Origin of the sequence: Vibrio sp. 10N.222.48.A3 (genome assembly GCF_041475345.1) — a bacterium.
Lineage (GTDB): Bacteria > Pseudomonadota > Gammaproteobacteria > Enterobacterales > Vibrionaceae > Vibrio > Vibrio tasmaniensis_A.
The window spans coordinates 1-6,117 of the sequence record NZ_JBFRVX010000231.1 but is presented as its reverse complement, the minus strand read 5'-3'; the positions used below and the strand labels follow the sequence as shown (position 1 = coordinate 6,117).

4 protein-coding genes are annotated in these 6,117 nt (G+C 43.8%); 2 read left to right on the top strand and 2 right to left on the bottom strand.

All coding sequences use genetic code 11. The features are described 5' to 3' along the window. Positions 1-248 precede the first annotated feature (248 nt). A complete protein-coding gene (locus tag AB4653_RS07895; protein WP_102258543.1) occupies positions 249-1,142 on the bottom strand; it encodes an EamA family transporter in 894 nt (297 codons plus the stop codon). Between the two features lie 103 nt (positions 1,143-1,245). On the opposite strand from AB4653_RS07895, the gene AB4653_RS07890 reads away from it, so the two are divergent. Together AB4653_RS07890 and cqsA are read left to right on the top strand one after the other, a co-directional pair. Further along, a complete protein-coding gene (locus tag AB4653_RS07890; RefSeq protein WP_102258544.1) occupies positions 1,246-2,628 on the top strand; it encodes a PLP-dependent aminotransferase family protein in 1,383 nt (460 codons plus the stop codon). Between the two features lie 313 nt (positions 2,629-2,941). Next, entirely contained in the window at positions 2,942-4,123 is a 1,182-nt protein-coding gene (gene cqsA, locus AB4653_RS07885; RefSeq protein WP_012604149.1) for an alpha-hydroxyketone-type quorum-sensing autoinducer synthase, read from the top strand. A 177-nt stretch (positions 4,124-4,300) separates the two neighbouring features. Here cqsA and AB4653_RS07880 read toward each other — a convergent pair. Beyond that, on the bottom strand, positions 4,301-6,117 hold a 1,817-nt coding region (locus tag AB4653_RS07880), incomplete at its 5' end, for a response regulator (protein ID WP_372103757.1).

The following is a 6,117-nucleotide window of genomic DNA, read 5'->3' as shown; positions in this document are numbered from 1 at the left end:
CAGGTACGATGTGATATTATATACCGTAAAATCCAACATGATAAGAATTTAAAACTTTAGTGTTCTAAAAGATAATTTTTGAGACCTCTATCCTATACCCAATAAAATCAGCCACTTGATTTGATATCAAACTCAACAGAGGTTACTAAGTAACCATTATTAAATATGATATTTGTATCATTTCAGAATTTAATTCGAATTAGTCAATCCTTTCGACAATGCTATTCTGCTGTGTTTTTAGAAAACGCTCAATCAATCATCTTTATTTCCCTAAGAGGTCTTACGGTTGTCTTAGCAGGCTTCACTATCAAACCTATACCGACTAGAAACAGTACAGATGCCACAACTTGAGCGACTGATAGCACCTCGTCATACATAAAGTAACCACTGATCAATGCGAATATAGGTACTAGCAAGGTTAACGGCGCTGTCGTGCTTAACGGATATTGAATTAACAGTTTATTCCACACCCAGTAACCGAATAGCGTGGTTGGGTAAGCCTGAAACAACACAGCAATCGTTGCGTTCCAATCCCATTGTTCTATCGCCTGCCAAATAATTTGGTCACCGTGCAGCATCACCGCAAACAACACTAATGGAACTGGCGCAAATAGCATGCCCCACACGTTAAACGCAAAAGCCTGAGTGGTTTTAGACGCTTTAACAATCACGCCCATTAACGTCCAACTACACGCTGCGATCATAATAAGAATCACGCCATTAACAGTGACATTGCCCGTTGCTGCGGAAACCAGCACCGCCAACGCGCACATCGCTAACATCGCACCCATTAACTTGCGAACCGACGCACTTTCTTTGAAAACCCACACGCCAACCGCCATACCAATTAGCACATTGGTTGAAAGCAACACCGACGAAAGCCCCGATGAGAGCCCAGCGGTGATTGACCATGAAGCCATGCCCCAGATGCCCACACCAAACACAAAGCCATAACTCACTAAATAACGCCACGCGACATTCGGTCTTGCTACAAAAAATATCACCGGAATCACCGCTAGCGAGAAACGCGCGGCGGTTGCCAACAACGGATGAACATTGGTTACACCCATTTTGATCATCGAGAAATTGAATCCCCAAATTGCCATCACGAACACCGCTAACAACAAATCATTTCTTTTCATACTGACCCCTCCTTTGTTTTGAATGAGTATCCCTTGATCAACAAAACCAGTACAGATACAATTTTTACAATAAAAACCAGTACAGTTAACAACGGTCGTGACCATGAGCATCTACAGAAAGCTAGCCAATCAGTTTATTGGTGAGATTGAAACGGGGAAAAGACCCGAAGGTGGACGCATGCCTTCGCTGCGTCAATTAGCTAAACAACAAGCCATCAGCATGTCGACCGTGGTGAGCTGCTACCAAGAACTGGAATCACAAGGCTGGATACACTCTCGACCGCAAGCAGGGTATTTTGTTTCTCCTCATAAACCTGCTCGTTCAACCCCAGAGTGGGCACAGTTTGAAAGTAAAGTGTCGAGCGTCAAGCTAACCTCATCGACTCACAACTCAATCAATGGACCTTTAGGGGTGTCTAGCACCGCCAATGATGAACAGTCGATTGTTGAACAGGAACGCAGTTTTCGCCGCGCTATTCGGCGTATGAGCAGCAGGCTAAACCATTACCCAGATACACAAGGTGAGCCAATGTTACGTCAGGCATTATCCACTCACTTTGCCAAGCTCGATGTACACTTTTCACCTGAAGAGATGGTGATTACGGCAGGCTGTATGTCTGCGATTAAGGCTGCACTTGAATCGTGCACCAAAGAAGGCGACACCATCGCGATTAGTTCACCTTGTTTCAACGGCATTCTGGAGTTGCTCGGAAAGATGTCGCGACAAATCATCGAGATCCCATCTCTGGATGACGGTATCGACTTGCAACAATTAGAAGCACATTTGAAGAATAAACGAGTGGATGCCGCGATTTTTTGTACCTCTCATATGAACCCTCAAGGGATCAACATGTCGGCTAGTCAAAAACAAAAGCTTGCTGAATTAGCGAATCACTATCAAGTACCGATCATTGAAGATGATGTGTATCTGGAACTTTCTTATTCCTCACACACTCCACTCCCCGCGAAATACTACGACAAAGGTGGCTATGTACTATGGTGTGGTTCAATATCGAAAAGCTTGTCACCGAGTTACCGATTAGGATGGTGCTTACCAGGGAGGTTCATTAACGAATACAAGGCTCAGTTTTCTGCTGCAAGCTATGGCGTCGCCCTACCCACTCAGCTTGCAGTTGCTGACTTTATCGAATCTGGTCAATACGCAAAACACGTTAGAAGAAGGTGTACTCAGCTTCTCTCTTTGCGCCAGCAATACCTAAGTTATTTGGCTCAGCACCTTCCTCAAGGAGTAAAGATAAGTAACCCACAAGGTGGCATGGTACTTTGGCTACAAATACCAAATTTGAACCAATCAAGCTTTGCTCAGGCAGTTGCCGACCACAACATTGATATCAGGCTTGGGCACCTGTTTAGCACTCATGACCTTTACAGCAATTGCTTACGCATCAATATTGGTTACTCGTTAGAGGGAAAAGCCAAGCAGGAATTGAACGACTTAATCGAACTGATTCACGTTCATAGCTAATACGTTCCAGTTCTTAATACGTGCCAGTTCATAATACGCAGCTAGGACATCAAAGCTTTTCAGAATCGACTTTTTCATGGTCATTAGAACACCGAATTTTAATAGCCTTTTATCATAAAAAAGAAGGCTATCATTCCTATCTGATCTAGGTTAAAGCCCCGCACCGTAAGGAAAATGACTCGCTTCGATACCTTTAAATACTGAGTTTGCTAGCACATACAAAATTATGCAAACTGACTAATGACACATCACTTTTTAACTTCAATATACAACCGCCGGCGCTGGCGTTTTCCCATATTTGAAGAGAATAATTATGAGTGATACAACAAAAAACAAACCACTACCTTCCTTTATCGAAGAACGCTTGAATTTCTATATTCAAGACCTCATTACCCAGAACCAAAGCCAAAAGCACTTGGTATTGGGTAAACGACCTCAGCGCAATGCCGTCGTGATGCAGAGCAATGATTACTTAGCACTGTCACACAACAAACCGATCCAAGACGCCCATCAAGCAGCGATTATTGAACACGATGACAACGTAGTGATGTCTGCAATTTTTTTACAAGATGAAGAGTCTAAACCTGCGTTTGAAACCGAGCTCGCGAACTATGTCGGAATGGAGAGCTGTTTGCTTTCTCAGTCAGGTTGGGCGGCCAATATAGGACTATTACAAACCATCTGCCCGCCGGACACATCGGTGTATATCGACTTTTTTGCCCATATGTCGCTATGGGAAGGCATTCGTGCCGCTGGCGGCATCGCCCACCCGTTTATGCATAACAATATGAATCACCTGCGTAAACAGTTAGAGCGCCACGGCTCAGGCGTTATTGTGGTCGATTCGGTTTACAGTACCATTGGGACCATCGCCCCACTACGCGACATCTACGAAATGGCGCAGGAGTTTGATTGTGCCGTCGTCGTTGATGAATCGCATTCATTGGGCACGCATGGGGAAAATGGTGCCGGCATAGTTCACGCATTGGGCCTTACAAAGCAAGTCGACTTCATCACCGTAAGTTTGGCTAAAACCTTTGCTTATCGTGCAGGCGCGATCCTTGGACCAAAACTACTTTCAGAAACCTTACCGTTTGTTGCTTATCCCGCGATTTTCAGCTCGACCGTGTTACCACAAGAGGTGGTCCGTTTAGAGAAAACATTAGAGGTAATCAAAAGTGCAGATGATAAACGACAGGCTCTGTTCCAGCGTGCTAAATCGTTGACTACGGGTCTAAAACGAATTGGCTTTAATATCCGCAGCGAGTCTCAAATTGTGGCATTAGAATGTGGTAGTGAAAGAAACACTGAACGTGTTCGCGATTTCCTCGAAGAACGGAATGTGTTCGGTGCGGTGTTCTGCCGCCCCGCTACGGGCAAGAACAAGAACATCATCCGATTTTCAGTGAATGCCGATATGACACCACGAGACATTGACCATGTGCTCACCGTTTGTCACGAAGCGTACCATCACCCAGAGTTAGAGTTCGTATAACTCTGTACACACCAATTCTATAACTAACACAAACGGCAGGACTGAATAGACGCTATCATGTCGCGATACAAAAAGAGCCCAGCGAATTGCTGAGCTCTTTCTTGTGTTCATCTATTCATCTATTCATCTATTCATCTATTCATCTAGTTCAGCTGGATAACCGGACGGTACAACAAATCAAATCCAGTGTGCAATTTTATCGAACAGTCGGGTTTTATCTGCTGGCTTCACAATAAAATCTGACATGCCTGACGATTCCATTTTTTCCAATGTCACTGGGGAACTGTCGCCTGTGTGAGCAATAATCGGCACTGTAGAGTATTCTTTGGCAGCACTGCGGATTCGACGAGAAGCTTCAATACCATCCATAATTGGCATTTCGATATCCATCAGAATCAAATCAACATCCTCGGTATCCAAAGCATCTAACGCTTGTTGGCCATCTTCTTTCTGTACAACGTCAAAGCCCTGTTTTTCCAACAACATTGCGGTAAAACGGCGCAAAGATTCGTTGTCATCGACCACCATTATCGTACGTTTATTAGTCGCCTCTAGTGGTTTCACAGCAACCGATGGCAACACGTAATTAGAATCGAAAAGTAAGCGCTCGATGGTGGCTTTGGTATTCAGTAGCCAAACTTGTGTTTCCACCCAAATCGGTTCAAAAGCAACGTTACGAACACGCTTAATGGGGTGATGCTCATACAAATAGATGATTCTCGCTTCAGTGAACGATAGCAAAGATTCAATTCTATCGAGGTAATTGGCTCTTAAATCTAAGCTCTCCATATCAACGAAAATCAAGTCGAACTCAAATTGATATTCCTTATTTTTAAGTGCTGATACAACGTCTAATACGGTGAGGTCAAACCCCATAAAACGTGATGTCTCAGTAATTTTATCAGAGAGTACTTTCTGGTCACTCACAATCAACACTGTCTTTAGCTTAGTGAGCTCACTCTTAATTTCGTTCACAGAGTGAGAAGTCAAAGATGGAAAAGTCATCGTGAACTGCGTCCACTGTTCCACCTCAGACTTACACTTAATCTCTCCACCAAACGACCGCATTACCTTCTGACAAAATGGCAAACCTAAGCCGTAGTTACCTGATTGGCCGGTGGTGTAAAAATCCTGGAAGATACGTCGAATGACATCGTTTGAAATACCAGCTCCGTTATCGGTAACCATGATTTGATTGGTCACGTCATCACTACACATGGTGACATGAATATGAAAATCTTCGGGGCTGCGATGATGGAATGCGTTCTTGAACAAGTTATACATCACGTACTTCAACAAGGTATCACTACCCAAGAAGTCAAAGTTGCTTTGTACATCTAAAGAGATCGCTGATTTATCAGCTGAGCGCTTATAGTTAAAGCTATCTATCGCCCCTTCCACCACCGCTTGAGCTGAATGTTTCTTGAACGTAGAACGAGATACTCGGTTTTCATCAATTGAAGTCAATAGCAGATCAATCGTCTCGTTACCTGAGTGAATAATCTCCATCGCTTCATCACCCACTTCACGTAACTGTATAACTTCTTCATTACTCAAAGCGTATTGCCCTTGGTGGCCACCACTTTTCGGATTCGGCAATATGGACTGCATAACATCAATAGATGTCAGTAAACCACTTAGTGGGTTTCTCATCTCATGCGCGATACCGGCTCCAAAAGATTTCGCCAATGACACCTTATTCTCATGTTCCACCTGATTACGGAAGTAAAATAAGTTACCGAACAAATAGATAAATAAGAAGATTGGCACATGCGTCCAATCCATTGTGAGCTCTAAGTAGAAGCCTTGTGCCACCCATGCACACAAGGTAGCAATCCCTATCCCGGCGAAGGTTTGTGCAAACATCACTCGAGTGACGTGAACTAATAGAATATGGAGGAAAATAGCCGACATGAAAGACATAACCCATACGTTGGACCAGTTATTCATCAGCAGCATGTAAAAGAAAAAACACGGTAAGCAGAGGGTAATAG

Excerpts from the sequence above, each read along its gene's own strand:
- AB4653_RS07895 (WP_102258543.1), bottom strand. The coding sequence starts at position 1,142 with ATGAAAAGAAATGATTTGTTGTTAGCGGTGTTCGTGATGGCAATTTGG.
- AB4653_RS07890 (WP_102258544.1), top strand. The coding sequence starts at position 1,246 with ATGAGCATCTACAGAAAGCTAGCCAATCAGTTTATTGGTGAGATTGAA.
- cqsA (WP_012604149.1), top strand. The coding sequence starts at position 2,942 with ATGAGTGATACAACAAAAAACAAACCACTACCTTCCTTTATCGAAGAA.